The organism is Methylobacterium sp. WL7 (assembly GCF_008040085.1).
Taxonomy (GTDB): domain Bacteria; phylum Pseudomonadota; class Alphaproteobacteria; order Rhizobiales; family Beijerinckiaceae; genus Methylobacterium; species Methylobacterium mesophilicum.
In genome coordinates this window covers 38,726-58,466 of sequence record NZ_VRVG01000010.1, presented here as the reverse complement: position 1 = coordinate 58,466, position 19,741 = coordinate 38,726, and the positions used below count along the sequence as shown (strand labels likewise).

Sequence of the window (19,741 nt, the reverse complement as noted above, 5' to 3'; positions counted from 1 at the left end):
GGCCCCCTCTGACCGGGAAACGTCGTTGGACGAGATCGCCGCCCTCATCGAACCGCAGATCCCGGCGTTGCGGCGCTACGCCGTCGCGCTGTTGCGGGACCGCGAGGCGGCCGACGACCTCGTTCAGGACACGCTGGAGCGGGCATTGTCCGCCTGGTCCGGGCGTCGCCGCGACGGCGACTTGCGGGCGTGGCTGTTCACGATCGAGCGCAATCTGTTCCTCGGCGCCGTCCGGCGCCGGGGCCGGCGCGGCGTCGATGTCGGCGCGGAAGCACTGGAGCAGGTGCCCGATCCGGGTATCGACCCGGAAGCCGCGTTGGGAGGCCACGACGTACTCGCCGGGCTCGACACCCTGCCCGAGGAACAGCGCTCGGTGCTGCTGCTCGTCGCGGTGGAGGATCTGTCTTATGCCGAGGCGGCCCAGGTGCTCGGGGTACCGCTCGGCACGGTGATGTCGCGCTTAAGCCGGGCGCGGACACGGATGCGAAGTTTTCTGGAAACTGGCCGGACCGGCCTCTTGAGGAGGGTGAAATGAGCGGGGATCCACGCCCGGTCGGCGAGGACGACCTGCACGGCCTGATCGACGGCCGCCTCGAACCGGAGCGGCAGGCGCTGGTCGAGGCATGGCTCAAAGGAAACCCCGCGCGTGCGGCCGAGGTCTCGGCGGATCGCGCCCTGCGCGAGCGCATGCGTGCCCGCCTCGCGCCGATCGCCGAGGAGGCGATCCCGGCGCGGCTCCGGGTGGCCAACATTCGCCCGCGACGTCGGTTCGTCGGCGGGGGCTGGTTCCCCATGGCAGCTGCAGCCGTGCTCTGCCTTGCGCTCGGCGGTGCCGGCGGCTGGGTCGGCCATGCCCTGCGCGGCGGACCCGCGACGGCGATGGTGGCGGAGGCACCGGCGACGCAGGACGCGGTCGCGGCCTTTCGCACCTTCGTGGTCGAGGTGGTGCATCCGGTGGAGGTGCGCGCCGACGAGAAGCTCCACCTCGTGACGTGGCTCTCGAAGCGCCTCGGTCACGCGGTCGCGGCCCCCGATCTCGCGGCCCAAGGGTTTCGCCTGATGGGCGGGCGGCTGCTGCCGGCCGGCGCCGAATCCGCAGCGATGCTAATGTACGACGACGACCGCGGAACCCGCCTGTCGCTCTACAGCCGTGTCGGAGACGGCGATGGGCGAACGCTCTTCCGCTTCGCTCGCGAGGGCGATGTCGCCGCCTTCTCCTGGGTCGATGGCGGCATGTCCTACGTCGTCACCGGTCGAACTGATGAGGCCCGGCTGCTCACTGTCGCGCAGGCGGTCGATGCGCAGGTGCGTGGCCTCGCGCCGGATCGTCGGCAGCCGTGACCCTCGACCAGCTCCGCATCTTCGTGGCGGTGGCCGAGCGGCAGCACGTGACGCGGGCTGCCGAAGCGCTGAACCTCGTCCAGTCGGCGGTCAGCACGGCGATCGCCAACATCGAGGGGCGGCACGCGACGAAGCTGTTTCACCGGGTCGGCCGCGGGATCGAGTTGACCGAGGCGGGGCGCGTGTTCCTCGTCGAGGCCCGCGCCGTGCTTGCCCGCGCCGACGCGGCCGAACTGGTGCTCGCCGACCTCAGCGGCCTGCGGCGCGGGACGCTGGCGCTCTACGCCAGCCAGACCATCGCCAGCGACTGGCTGCCTCGCCACCTCGTCGCCTTCCGCCGGGCCTACCCTGAGATCGCTATCCGGTTGGCGGTGGGCAACACCACCGACGCCGCCGACGCAGTGCGCGCCGGGCAGGCCGAACTCGGCTTCGTCGAGGGGGCGCTCGACGACCCGACGCTTGCGAGCACCACCATCGCGCAGGACCAACTGGTCCTCGTGGTCGCCCCTGGCCATGCCTTCGCCGGGGCGACCGCCCTCGAACCCGAAAATCTCGCCGGGGCCGACTGGGTGCTGCGCGAGGCGGGATCGGGAACCCGCTCGGCCTTCGAGACGGCCCTGGGTGCGGCCGGCCTCGCAGCCGCCCAGCTTCGGGTCACGCTCGAACTGCCCTCTAACGAGGCGGTGCGCGCCGCCGTCGAGGCCGGGGGCGGGGCCGCCGTCCTGTCCGAGACCGTGGTCGCCGCAGCGCTTCGGGCCGGAACCCTGGTGCGGGCGGCGTTCGCCCTGCCGAGCCGGCCGTTCCGGGTGCTGCGCCACAAGGAGCGCTACCGCAGCCGGGCCGCCGACGCGTTGCTCGACCTGATCGCGACGGCGGATGCCGGATGAGCGATCCTGCGAAACCCGTGCACCCCGACGATCCCCGGGTGAGGCTCGCCGAGGACCGGACGGTTCTGGCAGCCGAGCGTACGTTCGTGGCGTGGCTTCGCACCGGGCTCGCCTTCCTCGGCGTCGGCCTGGCCGCGCAGCGCTTCCTGCGGGAGGTGCTGGCGGTCTGGCCGCTAAAGGTGCTGTCGCTCACGTTGATCGCCTGCGCGCTTGCCTCGTTCGCCGGCGCCGCATGGCGGGACCGGGCGATCCGGGCGCGTCTCGCCGATGCCGAGATCCCGATGATGCCGCGCATCCTCACCGTCGGGATCGCGGCCTTGCTGATCGCGATCTCGGGCCTTGCGGCCACCGCCCTGCTCTGGGCGTGACTGTTAGGCCACCGTGACCCGTACCCGGTGCCAGGCGGCGCTGAGGTAGCCCTTGTAGTTCCAGGTGTCGTCGGGCGCCGCCGGCTGGGTCTGGCCGGCGGAGTCCCAGGCCCGCACCGCGAGTTCGTGCTCGCCCGCGGTCAGCTCGCGGTCGATCTCCCAGAACGTCCAGGCGTAGGGCGCGTCGGCATCGCGGTCGATCCGGGCCTGTGCCCAGCTGCGACCGCCATCCGTCGAGACGTCTACGCGGGCGACCGCGCGGTCGCTGGCGATGGCGTAGCCGCGGATCGCGTGCCGGCCGGCCTTCAACGCTGCGCCGCGGGCGGGCTCGCAGATCGCGCTGTTGAGCGGCATCGCCTCGATGGTGATGCCGTGGGCCGGGTCGGCGGTCTCGGCCGTCACGTCGGGCGGGAATAGCTTGTAGTCGTCGGCCTGCATCGGATTGTCGGAGGGGTGGTCCTGCACCGTGATGCGGGCGAGCCATTTCGGGCTGCGGATGCCGGCAAATCCTGGAACGACCACTCGTAGGGGATGGCCGTGCTCGGGGGCGAGAGGCTCGCCGTTCATCGAGAAGGCGAGCAGCGTCTCGGGGGCCAGTGCCTTGGCGAGTAGGATCGAGGCGCCGAAGCGCGTGTCCGTACGGGCGATCCGGTCGTGGCTCTCGAAGGCGACGTGGCGCGTACCGCCCGCATCGATCCCGGCGGCGTGCAGGACGTCGGCGAGCCGCACCCCGGTCCATTCCGCGTTGCCGATGGCGCCGGGCGCCCACGGGTCGCCGGAGACCGGGGCCACAGCCAGCATGTCGGCCCGGCGGTTGCCGGCGCATTGCATCACCGCCGTGACGGTGACGTGCGCGAAGCGTGCCTTCAGATCGGCGACGGACAATTCGAGGGGCGTCGCGACCATCCCGTCGACAGTCAGGCGGTAGCCGTCGGCGTCGAGGTCCGGGATGTTGCCGTGGCTGCGGACGTAGAAGTCGGCCTGGTCGGTGAGGAAGGCCGCCCGCAGGCGATCGAGCGGCGGCTCGGCATTGTAGGGCGCCTCGCCGTGCACGATGAGGCGGTCCTTGCGCTGGAACAGGCCGAGCATGGGGTTTTTGTCCTGCGTTCGTGACGTGTCGACGACGAGAACGCGCCGGGGGCGATAAGGCCCCCGACGCGCGTCGCTTCACGGCTTCATCGTCGAGACGACTACGTTCTTCGCCCGGTCCACCACGGCGACGCTGAGGTCGCGGTTGAGGACGTAGGCGTGGGCGTTGTCGGCCGAGAACGCGATCGCCTGGCGCGGCTCGTTCAGGCCGGTCACCGTGGCGACGACCTTGAGGGTGCCGGTGTCGATCACCGAGAGCGAGTTGTCCTTGAGGTTGCCCGAATAGACGAAGCGCCCGTCCGGGGTCAGCGCGGCGCCGTAGGGGTCCTTGCCCACTGCCACCTCGGAGGTGACTTTACGGGCGGCGACATCGACCACGCCGATGGTGTTACGGCCGCTATTGGCGGCAAACAGCGTCTTACCGTCCTTGGTGATCGAGATGGCGCGCAGCTTGTCGAACCCGGCGATCTCGCCGGTGATCTTGTTGGTGGCGGTATCGACCAACGTAATCTTGTCGCCGAGGAAGTTCGTCACGAACACGGTCTTGCCGTCCGGCGACAGCTTCACGCCCTGGCGCGGCTGCGCGAAGCCGGGGATCACGGCCTCGGCGAGCATGGTCTTGGTGTCGAACACGGTCAGCGTGCTCGCGGCCTCGTTGTTGACGTAGAGCTTGGTCCCGTCGGCCGAGAGCACCGTGCCGAACGCGCCGGGGCCCGCGGCGAGAACGCCGGCCTCCTTGCCGGTGGCGGTCTCGTAGACCGTGATCCGGCCGGTGCCGCTGTCGGAGATGTAGAAGCGGGCGCCGTCCGGTGCGAACACGATGTTGCGCGGCGTGACGAAGCCGTCGAGGCGGCGCAGCACGGTGCCCTTGGCGACGTCGTAGACGACGACGGCGCTCTCCTCGCTGTTCGACACAGCGGCGACGGTCCCGGCGGCGTTCAGCGCCAGGGCGTTGTTCTTGATCGCGCCGTCGAAGCCGGCGGCGAACCCGGGCTGGCCCTGGGCGAGGAGCAAGGCGGCTCCGGCGAGGAGGGTGCGGAGGCTGGTGCGGATATGGGTCATGAAGCGGGTCTCTCGGGCATGCGCACTCGTTCGGCGGCCAAAGGCCGGCCGCGAGGGCTGGTTCGAAATCGGAAATCCGTGGTGCAAGGCCGGGCCGGCCGTGCATCGCCCTGAGGAGATGCCGGAAGGTGCGGTCTATTCCCCGAGGCCGGCGAAAAAAACGCGGTGGCCTCTGGATTCGGGGATTCAGAGCGTCGGCTTCAACGCCGTGAGGTAATCGACGATGGTCTGCACGTCGGCCGGATCGACGGGCGCCTTGTAGACGTGAACCATCTTGTTCACGGTCTCGGTCCACTGCGCCTTCGTGAGCTTGGGCTGGGTCAGCACCATCCCGGCCGAGTGGCAGGCGAGGCAGTTGTTGTTGACCGCCTCGGCCCCCGGCCCGTCCGGGAAGATCCGGTCGGAAGTCGGGAATTCGATCGATTGCGAGGTGAAGCGCATCGGCTCGGGAGCCGAAGCGGCGAGCGCCACCATGGGAGACAGTATGAGGGCGGCGATGAGGGCCGCAGGGCGGATCGGGTTCATGGCTGTTCTCCTCAAGCGGCCTGGAATGACACGGCCTCGATGCCGTTCTGCATGAAGCCGGCGCCGTTCCAGACCCGGTCCATGGGCTGCGCGACGCCGTTGGTGTTGGTGCAGCGGACCCGGACCGTGTGGGTGCCGGAGGCCAGCGCCGGCAGGCTGCCCTCGAAGCGGCGGAAGCTGTAGGGGCCCTCGTCCGCGCCGAGCTGCGCCGGGAACCACGTCGCCCCGCCGTCGCCGGAGAACTCGACCGCCTTCACCCCGCAATCGCCGCCGAAGGCGATGCCGCGCAACGCCACCGGCGTTCCGGCCGCCACCTTGGCGCCGTCCTGCAGGTTGGTTACGAACGAGCGCGGCACCATCCTGTTGATCGGCACCGTCTTGAAGCCGGTCTGACCGGGCTTGATGTTAGCGCCCGGCACGTCCGGTATGCGGTAAGCGGTCTTCATCCAATATTGGTCGTCGGGCTTGTCCAGCACCTCGATGTCGGACAGCATCTTGACCCAGTAGGTCGAGTACCAGCCCGGCACCACGAGGCGGAGCGGGAAACCGTTGAGCAGCGGAAGTTGCTCGCCGTTCATCGCGTAGGCGATCATCACCTCACCATTGTTGGCGTGGTCGAGATCGAGGGACTTCTTGAAGTCCGGCGCGTCGTCGACCACGGGCTCGTCGAGGCCGCTGAAGCGCACCTGCACGGCGCCGGACTTCACCCCGGCCTTTTCGAGCACGTCCTTGAGGCGCACCCCGGTCCAGCGGGCGTTGCCCATCGAGCCGTTGGCCCATTGCGCGCCGGGCACCCGCGGCTCGAACAGCCCACGCGAATTGCCCGAGCACTGGTTCACCGCGGCGATCTCGAAGCGCGGCAGGCCGGCGATGGCGTCGAGCGAGAGCGAGAGCTCCTTCTCGACATGGCCGTGGACCTTGAGCCGGAAGGTGCCGGCATCGACTTCGGTCGGGATCGAGGCCCAGTGCCAGCGGACGTAGAAGCGATCGTTGGGGGTGAACACGCCCTCGTCGAACACCGAGAACGGCGTCTCCAGTAGCGGCGGATGAGTGCGCTGGAGGATCATCTCGGCCTTGCCCGGAAAGGCCGTGGTCAGCGCCCGCTCGTCCGGGCCGCCGGGCAGCGGAAGCTTCACCGAGCCGCCCGCCCAGGCCGGTATGGCGGCGCCGAGGCTGCCGAGCCCTAGGCCACCCAGGACGAGGCGGCGGTTCATCGGTCTGTCCAGTCCGTGCATGGTCTCTCCCCTTGAAGGATGTCGGCGTCGATGCGTTCGAGGGCACCGGGCCCGTGGCGATTCCTCGCGACCAGGGAGATGCTACGGGATGCGATTTATTCCCACCAACGGTCTTTCGCGATACGAATGATCTCCAAACGCGATGATTTGAGAAGTTTCGATCTCCGATGGGACGATCAAGGACGCCGTCTCGGCGTCACGCCGCCGGCGCGCCGACGGGCGCGGTCCTGCGACACCCGAACAGGGCGTGACGCTCGGAAAAACCGCGCAGGGCGACGGTGCCGAGCGGTTCAAGGGCATGTGCCAACCCGTCGATGAAGGTGTCGGTGGCGATCAGCGGCGTGTCGTAGGTCTTGCACAGGCGCTCGACGCGGGCGAGCACGTTGAGATCGCGGCCGATCGCCGTGAAATCGACCCGGTCGCCGCCGCCGATATTGCCGTAGGCGACCTCCCCGACATGAAGTGCGACGCCGACCTCGAAGGCAGCCCTGTCACCGTCGCGCAGGGTCGCAAGCGCATCAAGCGCGGCCTCGGCGGAACGCAAGGCGGCACTGCGCGCCTCGGCCTCGTCGCGATCGGCATCGAACACGGCCAGTAGCCCGTCGCCGATGTACTTCAGCACCTCGCCGCCTTCCGCCTCGACGGCCGGCACGATGGCATCGAACATCCGGTTGAGGGCGGCCACGACACGGTCGGAGCTTTGCCGGTCGGACAGTTCGCCGAACCCGCGCAGGTCGGTCAGCATCATCGCGGCCCGCATCAAGCGTACGTCGCCGCGCCGCACCGTGCCGGCCAGGATTTGCCGCGCCGGGTCGCGTCCGACATAGGCACTCAGCACCGCGCCTAGCATGTCGTCGAGCGCCTTGATCTCGAACAGCAGCGAGAACGGCTCGACCAGCGCCAGCAACGTGTCGATCTCGATCGGCGTGAAGCCGCCCGGTCTCGCCGTGGCCCAGGAGGCGGCGCCCATGCGTCCACGCGCGGCGCGCAGCGGCACGATGAGGTAGTCGGTTAGACCCTCGGTGCGAAGCTCGCCGAGCACAGGAAACGGCAGCGGCCCATCCCCGTCGAGACGGCATCGGAATGGGGTACGGGTCTCGACTACGCGCTCGACGGTGTTGCCGTGGAAGGTCGGCGTACTCTCGATGCCGTGGCGGCGACGCAGGGCTAGGCTCGACGCTCCTGGATGCCAGACGCGCATTACCCAGCGGAACGACGGATGCAGGGTCGGCGCGTGGGTGGTGGCGCGGGCCAGTGGCAAGCCAAGCCCCAAGAGGCACGCACTGAACCCGTCGAGAAGGGCTGCCGCGTCCGCCGTTTCGCGACCCGGCCTCATCAACCATCCCGTCGCCTGCGCGACCGCCTCGGACGAAGATTGGGACGAACGTGTCACGGCAGTTCTTTCATCAAGGAGTTGGATCGATGCCATAGCGCGGATCAGACGAGGCCGAGCACGCGGATCAGGCCGAGGCTGACGGCGCCGAGGGCGAGGAGCGAGGCGACCACCGCGAGGGTCACCCGCGCCCCGGCCTTGGCGACGCTGCGCACGTCGACCCCGAGGCCGAGCGCCGCCATCGAGACCACGGTCAGCACGTTGGCGGTCTCCGACATCGGCGCGAGCGCAACCGGCGGGATCAGGCCCGTCGAGCGAAGGCCCGCGAGCGCAAGGAAGGCGAGGATGAACCACGGCACCAGGCGGTGGATCGCGAGGCCGCCGCGGGCCGGGCGGTCGCCCGCGGTGACGCCGGGGGCGGCCTCGTCGGTCTCCTCGCGCAGCCGGCTTGCGCCGAGCGAGAGCACCAGGACGACCGGGCCTAGCATCAGCACCCGGACGAGCTTCACCAGGGTTCCGACCTGGACGCTGAGCGCCGCGACCGGCGCGGTGGCGGCGAGGACCTGCGGAACAGCGTAGACGGTGAGGCCGGCGAGCACGCCGTACTGCATCGGCGACAGACCGAGCAGCGGCACCAGCAGCGGCAGGCCGAGCACCACCAGCACGCCCAGCACCGCGGTGAAGGCGATGGAGGCGGCGACATCCTCGCCGTCGGCGCCGATCACCGGTGCCGTGGCCGCGATCGCCGAGTTGCCGCAGATCGAGTTACCGCATGCGACGAGGATCGCCATGCGCGGGTGCAGCCCGAGCGCCCGGCCGATGCCGTAGCTCGACAGGATCGCGACCACGACGACGCCCGCGATGCCGAAGAGAAGGCCCGGTCCGGCGGCGAGGATCGTCGCGAGGCTGAGCGACGCGCCGAGTAGTACGACCGCGATCTCCAGCACGGTCTTGGCCCCGAAGGCGATGCCGGGAAAGAAACGCTGCGACGGGGTCCAAATGGTGCGGATCGCGCTGCCGAGCAGGATCGCGAGCACCAGGGCTTCGAGCCAGGCACGACCGAACAGGTGCGCCTCGGCGGCCTCGAAGCCGACCGCTGCGGCGGTGACCGCCACACAGAGGCCCAGTCCCGGAAGGATGGCTCTCGTGCCGGCCAAGGCACGCATTGACCGAGCGTGGGAGAAAAGTCTGGGCGCGGACATGGGTGGCTCCGATGTGATGCCGGAGAATCCCATGTTCTTTTCATTCACTCCAACGGAATGATTAGATGCTTCCCATCACTGAAATAGATGAAATAAGTGCCCCTTCGCAGATCACGGAGACCCATTGTGAGAGGCCGACAGGCGGATTCACCCGTCGATCCAGTGGGCCTTGATTGTCGTGTCCGCGGCAAGCTCATAGATCCTGACGGAGCCCGTCGCGAGTTCGAGGTGCTCGACGTCCGCCGGGCTCAGGTCTTCGAGCGCCATCACAAGCGCCCGCAGGCAATTGCCGTGGGCGACGACGAGCACGTCTCCGCCCATGACCGCCGGCTGGATGGTTCGGAGGTAGCATGGCACGATGCGGGAGACGGTATCGCGCAGGCTCTCACCGTTCGGCGGCGCCTCTGCGTAGGAGCGGCGCCAGGTCTCGATCCGCTCCGCCCCCCAGCGCGCATCGGCGGCGATCTTGTCGAGCCCGCTGAGGTCCCCGTAGTCTCGCTCGTCGAGCGCGGCGAAGCTTTGGGGGACCAATTCGGGTTGCCCGAGCGCATCGAGGATAAGCCGGCCGCTCACGACGGCCCGCGTTAGCGTCGAGGTGAAGGCAGCGGAAAAGCGCCAGTTGCACTCTGCCAAACGCCGGCCGGCTGCCTCGGCTTCCCTCCGGCCCTGCTCGGTCAAGGGCGAGTCCAGCAATCCCGTGAACAGGCCGGATCGGTTGGCTACGCTCTGGCCATGCCGGACCAGCACGAGATGTCGCGTGACCGGGGCTTTGCAATCGTGAATCACGCTGTCTCCCGAGGCAGAGCACTTTCGTGCCGGTCGCATCGCCTCTGATGATGTCGGCATCCGACTTTAACGAACTTCGACCCTGCGATGGGTTGGACCGTCCATCCGGAGACGGCGGGTCATCCTAGGTCCGCTTAAGAACGTCTTGCGACTGAAAGCAGCCAAGCTGCTTCCCACCCAACCCGGTCGTTGACCTCTGCTTTAACAGCCTGGGAGCGGACCTTCCGAGGGTCGGCAAGGGGTTGGGAGTGGGCCCATGGCATGGGTTCCCTCCGACAGATTGTTCAGAACGTTACAAGTAGGGTCTCGGGGTCGATGGTGCTCGGTTCGGACCGCGGCAGGCCCCATCCTTTCACGAGGCCGTACACCGCCGGGATCACAACCAGTGTCAGGACGGTCGACGAGACCATGCCGCCGATCATGGGGACCGCGATCCGCTGCATGACCTCGGAGCCCGATCCGGTGCTCCACAGGATCGGCAGGAGCCCGGCCATGATGGCGACCACGGTCATCATTTTCGGGCGGACCCGTTCGACCGCGCCGACCATGATGGCCCGGCGCAGGTCGTCGCCGGTGAAAGCCCGCCCGTCGCGATCGCATTCGGCCCGCACCTCGACCAGCGCGTGGTCGAGGTAGACCAGCATGATCACCCCGGTTTCCGCCGCGACGCCGGCCAGCGCGATGAAGCCGACCGCCACCGCCACCGACACGTTGAAGCCCATCCACCACATCAGCCAGACCCCGCCGACCAGGGCGAAGGGCAGCGACAGCATGACGATGAGGGTCTCGGTGAGCCGACGGAAGTTGAGGTACAGCAGCAGGAACACGATCAGCAGCGTCAGCGGCACCACGACTGCAAGTCGGGCCGTCGCCCGGTCGAGGTACTCGACCTGCCCGCTCCACTGCACCAGGGTGCCTTGGGGGAGCCTGACCTCGTTGGCCACCGCCGCCCTGGCCTCTGCGACGTAGCCCCCGAGGTCGCGACCGGCGACGTCGACGTAGATGAACACTGCGAGCTGCCCGTTCTCCGTCCGGATCTGCGTCGGGCCGCGGTTCAACTGAACCTTGGCGACCTCGCCGAGAGGCACGGTGCCCCCGCCCGCGATCGGCACCTGAACCTCGGAGGCGATGGATCGCGGGTCGGAACGGAAGGCGCGCGGGTAGCGTACGTTGACGGTGTAGCGCTCCCGGCCCTCGACGGTGTTGGTGACGCTCTCGCCGCCGAGCGCCATCCCGATCACGTCCTGCACGTCGCCGACCGTCAGCCCGTACCGGCCCAGCGCATCGCGGTCAGGGGTGATGTCGAGGAAGTAGCCGCCCTGCACCCGCTCGGCGTAGGCGCTCGACGTGCCCGGGACCGCCTTCACCACCGCCTCGACCTGGCGGGCGACCGTCTCCATCTCGGCGAGGTCCGTCCCCAGAACCTTGATCCCGACGGGGGTGCGGATACCGGTCGAGAGCATGTCGATCCGGGCCCGGATCGGCTGGGTCCAGGCATTCGACACGCCGGGGAACTGGAGCGCGGCGTCAATCTCGGCCCGCAGGCTCGCCGTCGTGACGCCAGGGCGCCATTCCATCTTCGGCTTCAAGTTGACGATGGTCTCGAACATCTCGCTCGGCGCCGGATCGGTCGCGGTGTTGGCCCGTCCGGCCTTGCCGTAGACCGAGGCGACCTCGGGGAAGGATTTTATGATCCTGTCCTGGGTCGCGAGGAGGTCGCCGGCCTTGGTCACCGAGATGCCCGGCAACGTGGTCGGCATGTACATCAGGGTGCCCTCGTCGAGGTCGGGCATGAACTCCGACCCGAGCCGGCTCGCAGGCCACGCCGTCGCCGCCAGGACGACCACGGCCAGCAGGATCGTGAGGACACGCGCCCGCAGGACGCCGGCGATGAGGGGGCGGTAGACCCAGATCAGGAGCCTGTTCACCGGGTTGCGATGCTCGGGGATGATCCGGCCACGGACGAAGAGGACCATCAGCGCCGGCACGAGGGTCAGGGACAGCACCGCCGCCGCCGCCATGGCGAAGGTCTTCGTGAAGGCCAGCGGACCGAACAGGCGGCCCTCCTGGCTCTCCAGGGTGAAGATCGGCAGGAAGCTCACGGTGATGATGAGGAGCGAGAAGAACAGCGACGGCCCGACCTCGCTTGCGGCCTCGATCAGGATCTCGACCCGGCGCTTGCCGGGGTCCGCCCGCTCCAGGTGCTTGTGGGCGTTCTCGATCATCACGATGGCGGCGTCGATCATGGCGCCCACCGCGATGGCGATGCCGCCCAGGCTCATGATGTTGGCCCCGAGCCCGAGGGCCTTCATGCCCGCGAACGCCATGAGGATGCCGACCGGCAGCATCAGGATCGCCACCAGCGCGCTGCGGACGTGGAGCAGGAACACGACGCAGACGAGGGCGACGATGACGCTTTCCTCGATCAGCGTGCCCTTGAGGGTCTCGATGGCCGCCACGATGAGGTGCGAGCGGTCGTAGACCGGAAGGATCTCCGTGCCCTTGGGCAGGCTGGCGGCGACCTCGGCAAGGCGGGCCTTCACGTTCTCGATGACGTTCAGGGCGTTCGCCCCGAACCGTTGCAGGACGATCCCGCCGGCGACCTCGCCGTCGCCGTTCATCTCGGTGATCCCGCGGCGCTCGTCGGGACCGAGCTCGACCCGAGCCACGTCCTTCACCCGCAGGGGTGTGCCCGCCTCCGTCCTCAGGACGATGCTCTCGATGTCGGCGACGCTCTTGAGGTAGCCGCGGCCACGGACGACGAACTCGAACTCGGAGAGCTCGACGGTACGGCCGCCGACGTCGGCGTTGCTCGCCCGGATCGCTTCCCTGAGCTTCGTCAGGGTGATGCCCTGTGCCCGCAGGCGGTTGGGATCGACGACCACGTTGTACTGCTTCACGAAGCCGCCGACGCCCGCGACCTCGGCCACGCCCTCGGCACGCGAGGCCCCGAAGCGCACGACCCAGTCCTGGAGCGAGCGGAGCTCGGCCAGCGTGCGTTCCTTGGCGACCACGACGTACTGGTAGACCCAGCCGACCCCGGTCGCGTCGGGTCCCAGCGTCGGGGTCACGCCGGCCGGCAGGCGCTTGGCCACGGTGTTCAAGTATTCGAGCACCCGGCTCCGGGCCCAGTACGGGTCGGTGCCGTCCTCGAAGATGACGTAGACGAACGACACCCCGAAGAACGAGAAGCCGCGTACGACCTTCGACCGGGGCACCGTCAACATCGCGGTGGTCAGGGGGTATGTGACCTGGTCCTCGATGACCTGGGGCGCCTGCCCGGGGTACTCGGTGTAGACGATGGTCTGGACGTCCGAGAGGTCAGGGATCGCGTCAAGCGGCAGGGTGCGCAGGGCATAAAGCCCGGCCCCAACCGCGAACACCGTCCCGATCAGGACCAACACCAGATTCCGGGCCGACCAGGCGATGAGGCGGGCAATCATGGCGCCTTTCCTTCGGCCGCAGCCTGCGGGCCGGGATCGGGCTTCGTCTCGGAAAGACCTTGGAGGGCCGCCTTCAGGTTGCTCTCGGCGTCGATGAGGAAGTTGGCCGAGGTCACCACGCGGTCCCCGGCGACGATGCCGTCGCGGATCTCGACGTAGCCGTCGCCGCGGGCGCCGAGCCTGACCGGCCGCGGTTCGAAGCGACCCTCTCCCCTGTCCAGCAGGACGACCTGCCTGATGCCGGTGTCGATGACCGCGTCGTCGGGCACCGCCACCACCGGCCTGTCGCTGCCGGTGGCGATCGTCACGTCGGCGAACATCCCCGGGCGCAGTTCGCCGTTCGGGTTCGGCAGCTCGATGCGCAGGCGGGCGGTCCGGGTCCCCATGGCGAGGTGCGGGTAGATCCGGGTCACCGCGCCGGTGAAGACGCGGTCCGGGAACGTCCGGGCGCGCATGGTCGCCGTCTGGCCTTCCGCCACGGCCGCCAGGTCGCGTTCGGTCACGTCGGCCAGGACCCAGACCCTGGAATGGTCGACGAGCTTGAACAGGGTGTCGCCGGACTTGGCGCGCATGCCGTCCGAGACGTTGCGCTCGACCACGACGCCGTCGCGGGGCGCCGACCACGTGATGGTGGAGGGCACCTTCCGTGTGCGCTCGATCTCGTCGATGACCTCGGGCGGGATGCCGAGGTTCTCCAGGCGCCGGCGGGCGCCCTCGTAGCCGATGCCGGTGAGGTACTGCGCCGCGGCCGCGTTCATCTCCGGCGAGAACAGGCGCAGGAGCGGCTGGCCCTTGTGGACGTGGTCGCCGGTGGTGACGGCCTCGACCTTCTCGATGAAGGCGTCGGTGCGCATCGCGATGACCGAGATCCGGCGCTCGTCCTCCTCGATGGCGCCCGGCGCGCGCACCGGCATCGACAGGACCCGTCGCTCGGCGACCGCCGTCCGCACCCCGGTGCGCTGGAGCTTGCCCGGCGAGATTTTCACGGTGCCGTCGTCGGTGTCCTCGCCCTCGTAAACGGGGAGGTAGTCCATCCCCATCGAGTCCTTCTTCGGAATCGGCGAGGTGTCCGGAAGGCCCATCGGGTTGCGGTAGAAGCGCACCTTGCGGGCGCTTGCAGGGGGCGTCGCCTGAGCCATGGCCATGTCGCCGGGGCCAGCGTCGGGCATCGCCTCCGCCTCGTTTGGCTCGTCGAAGCGCACGTCCTCGCTCGCGTGGACAGCGCGGTATTCGCGACCGTCCGCCGTGCGCTTCGGCTCGGAGGCGTAGTCCGGTCTCCCGTCCGGGTCCCGGTAGTAGACAACCGGTCCCGTCGTGTTCGCCGCGACCGGTGCCTGCATCGGGGAAGCCGGCCGTGGCGTGCTCGGCAGCCAATGGGCGAACCCGGTCCGCGCCTGCCGGACGAGCCCCGGCACGGGGCTGCCCTCATGCCCCGCTTCAAATCCCAAAACCCCCGCCGCGAGCGCGGCGAGGGTCCCGGCCGCCCAAGCCGACCGGCTCACTTGGTGGCCTTGAACACCAGCTTGTTCTCGACGGTGCCGGTTTCGCCCTGCACCTTGGCCCCGAGCGAGAGGCGCCAGCCCCCGGCCATCGTCAGCTTCGCCTTGAACCGGTAGAGGCCCGGCTCCGGTGACGGCAGCTGCTCGATCCTGGAGGTCATCTCCTCCATGCTGTCGGGCGCCATGTCGATGCGCTTGGCGAAGATGACGGCGTTCGGCACGGGCTTGGACGTGCGCTTGTCGACGAGGCGGACGTCGAGGATGGCCTCGCCCTGCTTGGCCTCGTCCTTCACCAGTTGGAACTCGTAGTCCTTGGTGTCGGCCTGGGCCGCGGCGGTCAGGGCAAGGTTGAGCAGCGCAGCCGTGAGGGCGCGCGAAAACGATGTCTTGGACACGGTCGATGATCTCCTGAAAACGATGGGACCCGGGCCTTCAGGCGCGCGGGATCGGCCGGCGCTCACGCCGGCGGCATCGGGTTCAGGCTCGGGGAGGCTCGGTGGGCGGCCCTTGCGACAGGCTGTCGAAGGAGGCGATGACGGCCCACGCAGTCCCCTCGACGACTGAGACACGGCCCGGAAGTCCGACGGCGACCGGCAGGCCGGTGGCGACCTTCGCCAGGCAGAGCGCCATCAAGGGGCAGCCCTTCGAGCAGTCGGGCATATCCGGCTGCTCCTTGGGGCAACACGGCATCTCGTCCATGGCCATTCCGGCCATGTCGTCCATGACCTCGTCGGGCATCGCCATGACGTGACCCTGAACGGCCATCGGCGCGTGCATGCCCGAGGCGGCCGCGGATGCGGTCACCGGCGCAAGGGCGAGGCCGAGCACCGCCAGGAGCGGGAGCAGCCTGCGAAGGGCGAGCCAGAAGGTCACCGGAGAACGATGCCACATCATGTCCCGGCGAGGAAGGGACTGGAGTACGGGACGCGCCGGACGTCTCGCGCCCGGGCCTCCGAATCCATGCACCCGAGGGCTTCGATCACGCTCCATCGAGCGTCGGATCGTTCGGCACGGCACCCTGCCCGGACCTGGACCAAGCGGGTATGCTTCCTGTCCGGTCCGCAGCTCAGGAAGACCCCGAGCAGCAGGATGCGGACCCGCCGTTCTCGCGGGCTTCCTGGATGGGCGGACAGGGCACGTCGCCGAAGGAGCAGAAGACGCAGCAGTCGCCCGCCTTCGGGCGCAGGAGCATACCGCAGCCGGTGCACTCGTAGAAGAACCGGCAGGCGTCGGTCGGCATCGTCTCCGTCGCTCGATGACCGCAGTGCGGGCAGGTCAGGGTGGACCGAAGCTGCATCGGCCGCCTCACCGCATCGCCTTGAGCACGATAGGCTCAAGGTATGGTTCCCACGCGAGCGCCAAACCGACCAGCGCCGTCCCAAGCCCGAGAAGGCCAGGGGTACGCCATGACGGCCCCGTGCGAGCACATGGTTCGGCCATGTCGCATGCCGTCGCCCGGTGACGGAAGAACAGCGCCCAACCCATGAGGAGGGCCAGGGCGGCCCCGCCGAGCAGGATCGGCCGGATGCTCGCCAACATTGCCAACCCTCCGAACACCGCCCCTGTCGCGCCGAGACCGGCAAGCGCCACCGGGAGGGCGCAGCAGGACGAGGCCGCCAGGGCACCCAGCCCGGCGACCGTGCCCAGCCCAGCGAACCAGCTTCCCGAGGGAACCGGCAGGCCGTCCCGCGGACGCGAGACGGGTCTTGCGGGAGGCGCCATGGATGGTGTGTCAATCATGATCGTGCCACCCTGCATCCCGTAGCCACTACGGGATCAAGCGAAAAATGGCGAAGGGTGCGCGAGGTCTTTCCATTGGGCAGATCGCGGCGGCGGCCGGGATCAACCTGGAGACCGTCCGCTACTACGAGCGCATCGGTCTCATGCCGCCGCCCGCCCGCACGGCGGGCGGTCACAGGGCCTACGATCCTGCCCATGTCCGTCGCCTGGCGTTCATCCGTCAGGCCCGCGCACTGGGCTTCGGGATCGAGGACATCCGAACCCTGCTGGCGTTGGCCGCGCCAGGGCACCGGTCCTGTGGCGAGGTCCGGGACGTCGCCGCCGCCCACCTTTCCGAGGTTCGCGACAAGCTCGCCCGTCTCGCGCGGCTTGAGCGCATCCTGAGCGACACCGTGGAGCGGTGCAGCGGCGCCCCGACGCCGGCCTGCCCCGTTCTCGACATGCTCGATGCACCGATGTGAAAGCCGGCCCCTCCGACACCCAGCGGTGGAACGGGACCGCCGGTCGTCCTCGTCTTGGTCCCAGGAGGCCGGAAGCGGGTGGCGATGCGCGGTGGTCACGGAGCCACTCGTCCGTGGAACGACCGTCGACCTAGGCGGCGACCGGCGAGGATGCCGAGGCGCCGAACCTGGGCATGAGGCGGACGTAGATGAGTTCCCCGAGGAGCTCGACCAGCGTCTGCGTGACGATGACGGCGGGCAGGAGTGGCACGGCACCCGGAACCGCAAACGCCAGCGGCAGGACCACCAGGGAGTTTCGGGTGGCCGCGCTGAAGGCCAGCGTGCGGACGGTGGGGGCATCCAGTCGGAACGCGCGCCCGACCGCCCAACCCAGCAGCGGGGCCGTCACGGCGAAGGCGACGTAGACGGGGACCACCCGCAGGGCGTCGTCCAGGGCGGGCCCGAGTTGGGGCAGGACGGACGCGATCACCACGAAAAGGACGAGGGCCGTCGCCGGCACCGGCAAATGCCCGAGACCAGCCGCCACACGTTGCCCGACTTGGCTGCGGCCGGCCCAGATCTGCACGGCCGCGGCAAGTCCGAGGGGAACCGCGATGAGCCAGACGAAGGCGTGCACGAACGGACCGACCTGGACGAACCTGGCGGCGTCCTCGCCGAGGAAGACGTTGAGGTAGACCGGCAGCATGAGCATCTGCGCGATCAGCAGTGCCGGGGTGGAGGCCAGCAGCACCTTGGCGTCGGCCCGTCCGAGATGGGCGAAGGTCACGACGTAGTCGATGCACGGCGTGAGAAGGACCATGAGCACGCCCAGCCGCAGCATGGGGTCGGCGGGCAGGAACCGGATCAGGCCGGCCACCAGCAAGGGCACCACGACGAAGTTCGTGATGAGCAGCGCCGCCAGGAAACGGACTCGCGCGAAGGCCTTTCCGAGTTCCGGCAACGGCACCTGAAGGAAGGTGACGAACAGCATCAGCGCCAGCGCCGGGTTGATCCAGGCCTCCAGGGCCGTGGTTCCGGGCAGCGTCAGGGCGATCAGCACAGCGGCGCCGATGGCCGCGAAGTAGATCCCGATCTGGTGGCCTTCGAGGGCGTCGCGCAGTGTGGTCATGCTTCCTCGCAGGCGATCCTGGGGGCTTGCTCGACCCGCTGGGGCCGGCCGGTGCATTTGGCGAACAGGTCGATGGCGCGGTCGCAGACCTTGCAGTGCCCCTCGCAGCAATCGCGCATGAGGAAGGCGACGAGGTCGGACAGGGCCGGGAAGATCGCGCTGTAGATGATCGAGCGACCTTCGCGGCGGCTCTCGACGAGGCCGGCGTTCTCCAGGTGGTTGAGGTGGAACGAGATGCGCGGCGCCGAGGCACCCGCGATGGCCTTGGTGATGGCACCGGCCGCCATGCCCTTCGCCCCGGCCGTGACCAGCAGGCGGATGATGCGCAGGCGGGTCTCCTGCGCGATGGCCGCGAAGCCGTCGAGCGCTTGCTTCTCTTGCACGACACTTAAACCGTTATGGAATCGTTTAAGCGTCAGTAGGCTCGCGGCGGGTAGGAGGCAAGGACTGGATCACGGCGAACGTGGGAAGCAGCCGCCGCCTCCCTGGCCTCGCGGCAGGACACGCCAGAGCGATAGGGCAAGCGCGACGTTCGCCACGGCAAGCACGCTCAGCAGGGCGTAGGTCGCGTTCGCGCCCGCGTGGGTCAGGACCACGGCTCCGACGGAGGGTGCAAGCGCCTGCACCACCAGCCCCGGGCGGGCGAGCCGGCCGACGAGCGGTGCGTAGCGCTCGGGGCCGAACAGCGTGAGGGGAACGGTCCCCCTGGCAATCGAGTAGATCCCGTTGCCGGCCCCGTAGAGAACCAGCGCCAGTCCGACCATCGGCATGCCGACGGCAAGCATCGCGACCCCGACGGCGACCAGCACCATCGCCGCCGTCAGGGTCCAGAGGGGATGATGCCGGCCCTTTCCGGCCATCTCGACGATGCGTGCCCCCACCTGCGCCGGTCCGATCAGGGCGCCGTAGGCCACGGCCGAGGTAAGAGCCACGCCACGGGCCTGAAGCAGGGTGATGAGGTGCACCGAGACCATGGCCATCACCGTGCCGCCCAGCGTGAGGACCCCCGCCATGAAGAGGAAGGCGCGCCGCTCCCGACCATCGAGACGAATGACGGGGCTTGGGCCTACAGGTCGCGTGATCGGATGTGCGGGGGGCCGGGGGATCGCGAGCAGGACGAGCGGCAGCGTGACCGAGAGGTGTAGCCCGGCATAGGCGAGACAGGTCCCGCGCCAGCCCACCTGTTCGACCAGGAAGGCCGAGAGTGGCCAGCACACCGTGCTGGCGAACCCACCCCACAGGGTCAGCATCGTGATGGCGGGCCGCGCCTCGGCGCCGTAGAGGCGGCCGAGGGTGGCGAAGGCCGGATCGTACAGGCCGGTCCCCATGCCGAGGCCGATGAGCAGCCATGCCGCGAGGTAGGCCGGCAGGTTCGGCGCCAGACCGAGGACGGCAAGGCCAACGGCGAGGGCGACGGCCGCGAAGGCAAGGACGGGGCGCCCGCCATGTTCGCCGATGAAGGCCCCCACCCGCGGCGAGGCCAAACCCGCGACGAGGAGGCCGAGGGACAGGCCGCCGATGACCCAACCCAGCGGCCATCCCGTATCGTTCGACATCGGTGCGGCCAGCACCGACAGGAGGTAGAACGAGGAGCCCCAGGTCAGGATCTGGATCACGCCCAGGGCCGAGATCACGGTCCAGCGGCGCGCCGGGGCCATCGGT

General features: G+C 69.3%; 20 protein-coding genes. 5 read left to right on the top strand and 15 right to left on the bottom strand.

What is annotated here, in order from left to right; all coding sequences use genetic code 11:
• Positions 1-25 precede the first annotated feature (25 nt).
• Genes FV233_RS05030 through FV233_RS05015 form a run of 4 tightly spaced genes read left to right on the top strand, consistent with a single transcriptional unit; the run spans position 26 to position 2,596 of the window.
• A complete protein-coding gene (locus tag FV233_RS05030; RefSeq protein WP_056250474.1) occupies positions 26-535 on the top strand; it encodes a sigma-70 family RNA polymerase sigma factor in 510 nt (169 codons plus the stop codon).
• Positions 532-1,341: an anti-sigma factor gene (locus FV233_RS05025; RefSeq protein WP_147896806.1), complete on the top strand. Its 810-nt coding sequence runs from the start codon at positions 532-534 to the stop codon at positions 1,339-1,341. Before FV233_RS05030 ends, FV233_RS05025 begins: the two co-directional genes overlap by 4 nt.
• Positions 1,338-2,228, top strand: coding sequence for a LysR family transcriptional regulator (locus FV233_RS05020; protein ID WP_056250469.1), 891 nt, complete (start codon positions 1,338-1,340; stop codon positions 2,226-2,228). Before FV233_RS05025 ends, FV233_RS05020 begins: the two co-directional genes overlap by 4 nt.
• The gene (locus tag FV233_RS05015) at positions 2,225-2,596 is read left to right on the top strand and encodes a DUF202 domain-containing protein (protein WP_056250466.1); all 372 of its coding nucleotides are present in this window, start codon (positions 2,225-2,227) and stop codon (positions 2,594-2,596) included. The genes FV233_RS05020 and FV233_RS05015 overlap by 4 nt, the downstream gene beginning before the upstream one ends.
• A 3-nt stretch (positions 2,597-2,599) precedes the next feature.
• On the opposite strand, the gene FV233_RS05010 is transcribed toward FV233_RS05015, so the two are convergent.
• The 12 genes from FV233_RS05010 to FV233_RS31070 all read right to left on the bottom strand — a co-directional run bounded on the left by FV233_RS05010 (position 2,600) and on the right by FV233_RS31070 (position 16,067).
• A complete protein-coding gene (locus FV233_RS05010; protein WP_147896805.1) occupies positions 2,600-3,685 on the bottom strand; it encodes a molybdopterin-dependent oxidoreductase in 1,086 nt (361 codons plus the stop codon).
• Between the two features lie 78 nt (positions 3,686-3,763).
• Positions 3,764-4,747 (bottom strand): beta-propeller fold lactonase family protein, encoded by a 984-nt coding sequence (locus FV233_RS05005; protein ID WP_056250460.1) that lies wholly within the window; start codon positions 4,745-4,747, stop codon positions 3,764-3,766.
• A 186-nt stretch (positions 4,748-4,933) separates the two neighbouring features.
• Positions 4,934-5,272, bottom strand: a complete 339-nt coding sequence (locus FV233_RS05000) for a cytochrome c (protein WP_147896804.1) — start codon at positions 5,270-5,272, stop codon at positions 4,934-4,936.
• An 11-nt stretch (positions 5,273-5,283) separates the two neighbouring features.
• Positions 5,284-6,507: a molybdopterin-dependent oxidoreductase gene (locus tag FV233_RS04995; RefSeq protein ID WP_056250451.1), complete on the bottom strand. Its 1,224-nt coding sequence runs from the start codon at positions 6,505-6,507 to the stop codon at positions 5,284-5,286.
• Positions 6,508-6,703: 196 nt separating this feature from the next.
• Complete coding sequence (locus tag FV233_RS04990; RefSeq protein WP_246689908.1) at positions 6,704-7,768, bottom strand: adenylate/guanylate cyclase domain-containing protein; 1,065 nt, start codon at positions 7,766-7,768, stop codon at positions 6,704-6,706.
• Between the two features lie 176 nt (positions 7,769-7,944).
• Positions 7,945-9,042 carry a putative sulfate exporter family transporter gene (locus FV233_RS04985; RefSeq protein ID WP_200925884.1) on the bottom strand — a complete coding sequence of 366 codons (1,098 nt, stop codon included), beginning with the start codon at positions 9,040-9,042 and terminating at the stop codon, positions 7,945-7,947.
• 147 nt (positions 9,043-9,189) lie between these two features.
• Entirely contained in the window at positions 9,190-9,828 is a 639-nt protein-coding gene (locus tag FV233_RS04980; protein WP_056250445.1) for a 2,3-bisphosphoglycerate-dependent phosphoglycerate mutase, read from the bottom strand.
• A gap of 284 nt (positions 9,829-10,112) precedes the next feature.
• The gene (locus FV233_RS04975; protein WP_147896803.1) at positions 10,113-13,271 is read right to left on the bottom strand and encodes a CusA/CzcA family heavy metal efflux RND transporter; all 3,159 of its coding nucleotides are present in this window, start codon (positions 13,269-13,271) and stop codon (positions 10,113-10,115) included.
• On the bottom strand, positions 13,268-14,773 hold the full coding sequence (locus tag FV233_RS04970) for an efflux RND transporter periplasmic adaptor subunit (RefSeq protein WP_147896802.1): 1,506 nt from the start codon (positions 14,771-14,773) through the stop codon (positions 13,268-13,270). Before FV233_RS04970 ends, FV233_RS04975 begins: the two co-directional genes overlap by 4 nt.
• Positions 14,770-15,165 carry a FixH family protein gene (locus FV233_RS04965; RefSeq protein ID WP_147896801.1) on the bottom strand — a complete coding sequence of 132 codons (396 nt, stop codon included), beginning with the start codon at positions 15,163-15,165 and terminating at the stop codon, positions 14,770-14,772. Before FV233_RS04965 ends, FV233_RS04970 begins: the two co-directional genes overlap by 4 nt.
• A gap of 82 nt (positions 15,166-15,247) precedes the next feature.
• Positions 15,248-15,643, bottom strand: coding sequence for a hypothetical protein (locus tag FV233_RS04960; protein ID WP_147896827.1), 396 nt, complete (start codon positions 15,641-15,643; stop codon positions 15,248-15,250).
• Between the two features lie 193 nt (positions 15,644-15,836).
• Entirely contained in the window at positions 15,837-16,067 is a 231-nt protein-coding gene (locus tag FV233_RS31070) for a GDCCVxC domain-containing (seleno)protein (protein ID WP_147896800.1), read from the bottom strand.
• Positions 16,068-16,557: 490 nt separating this feature from the next.
• Between FV233_RS31070 and FV233_RS04945 the strand changes: the two genes are divergently transcribed.
• Positions 16,558-16,971, top strand: a complete 414-nt coding sequence (locus tag FV233_RS04945) for a helix-turn-helix domain-containing protein (protein WP_147896798.1) — start codon at positions 16,558-16,560, stop codon at positions 16,969-16,971.
• A 130-nt stretch (positions 16,972-17,101) separates the two neighbouring features.
• Here the strand turns inward: FV233_RS04945 and FV233_RS04940 are convergent, their stop codons facing one another.
• The 3 genes from FV233_RS04940 to FV233_RS04930 all read right to left on the bottom strand — a co-directional run bounded on the left by FV233_RS04940 (position 17,102) and on the right by FV233_RS04930 (position 19,737).
• Complete coding sequence (locus FV233_RS04940; RefSeq protein WP_147896797.1) at positions 17,102-18,079, bottom strand: arsenic resistance protein; 978 nt, start codon at positions 18,077-18,079, stop codon at positions 17,102-17,104.
• Positions 18,076-18,462 (bottom strand): metalloregulator ArsR/SmtB family transcription factor, encoded by a 387-nt coding sequence (locus FV233_RS04935; protein ID WP_147896796.1) that lies wholly within the window; start codon positions 18,460-18,462, stop codon positions 18,076-18,078. Before FV233_RS04935 ends, FV233_RS04940 begins: the two co-directional genes overlap by 4 nt.
• 69 nt (positions 18,463-18,531) lie before the next feature.
• On the bottom strand, positions 18,532-19,737 hold the full coding sequence (locus FV233_RS04930; RefSeq protein ID WP_147896795.1) for an MFS transporter: 1,206 nt from the start codon (positions 19,735-19,737) through the stop codon (positions 18,532-18,534).
• Between the last annotated feature and the right edge of the window lie 4 nt (positions 19,738-19,741).